The 1379-nt window shown below is 29.0% G+C and carries 1 protein-coding gene; it reads left to right on the top strand.

All coding sequences use genetic code 11. From position 1 onward, the window contains the following. Positions 1–104 precede the first annotated feature (104 nt). On the top strand, positions 105–1094 hold the full coding sequence (locus G498_RS0110095) for a hypothetical protein (RefSeq protein ID WP_026981037.1): 990 nt from the start codon (positions 105–107) through the stop codon (positions 1092–1094). Positions 1095–1379 lie beyond the last annotated feature (285 nt).

Genomic DNA, 1379 nt, shown 5'->3' on the forward strand with positions numbered 1-1379 from the left:
AATGTAATTTACAAATCCTATAAGTCAAATAAGAAAAAACGTATATTAGCTTAAATTTTTAATCTAAATTTTGTCAACTATTTTAGGACAATACATAAAAAAACGTGAATAAAATAGTCCTAATAATATTGTTTATATCTAATTTGGTCAATTGCCAAGAATTACCTAAAGTCATTCAACAAATTGAACAACAAGGTTATTTATACTATAAACAAACAAAAAATGGACCATCAATTTTAGAATCAGATGATTTTATAAATTTAAAAAAATGTGCATCAGAAGCACAACTAATAGATCTCACCAAACATAAAAATGGACAAGTTAAATCCTTAGCATTCTTAGTCCTTGCAAGTAAAAAATACAATAACCTTTATGATATAATTCTTAATCAAATCAAAGATACCACTACCGTCACAACTCAAAGTGGCTGTATTAGAAGGAGTAGTTATACTACAGACTATTTCATAGACATTGTCACTGAGGAATATTTTGTCGACTTAGATTTCCCTAAATTATCAACTGAACAAAAAAATACAATTGAAGCATTACTAATTGCAGACAATAATTCTAAACTTTCTACAAGAACAAGTGTAATATTTGCATTAGAACCGACTTCCGAAAATTATAATTTAATACTTTCTCTAGTAAAGCAAGAAAAAAATTATGCTGCAATATATAATCTTGCAACCTATAAGAAAGAAACAGACAAAAAGCTAATTGCATCTTTTTTTAATGATGAAAAAGCTAAATATGAAGCAGTTCGATGTACATTTATTTTTCACGATGATTATTTCTACCCATATTTAAAAAAAGCCTGCAAAAAAATAATTAGAGACTATTTAGTTGATGAATACGGCTATTCTCTCTTCTTCAAAGCATTAGCAAAATATCCCAAACAAGAAACTTTAAAATTTTTCGAAAAAACACTTGCTGAAAGAGACTACAACGAATATAGAAATGAAAAAATATCAAAATACATTCTTATTGCTATTAGCAAATATCCTGACCCAGTATATAATTCTTTGAAGGAAAGTATAAAACTCAGTCCTGAAACTCTTGAGGAAGTAAATAAAGAACTATTAGAAAAAGATTAAAGGCAGCGCATAACAGCGGTTTTGAGCTAGTGGGTGTTTAGTGTGTATCGGCAAGTGCTAGTGTTTGTACTTCTCTCCTATTTTTCAACTTTTTTCTTTCAATCTTTTCGGTATATTTGTAAAACATCAGTAATAAAAGCTCCCACCAGCTCAAAGCCGGCGGGACGTTATGCACCATTTATGAAAAACGTGGAGAATTCAATAACTTAATGCAACAAATGATAAATTTTATCTTTGTTGAATTATGCAAAAATCTCGCAGACGATTAACACTAGAAGAGCGGAT

The sequence above is a fragment of the Flavobacterium suncheonense GH29-5 = DSM 17707 genome, assembly GCF_000430025.1.
Classification (GTDB): domain Bacteria; phylum Bacteroidota; class Bacteroidia; order Flavobacteriales; family Flavobacteriaceae; genus Flavobacterium; species Flavobacterium suncheonense.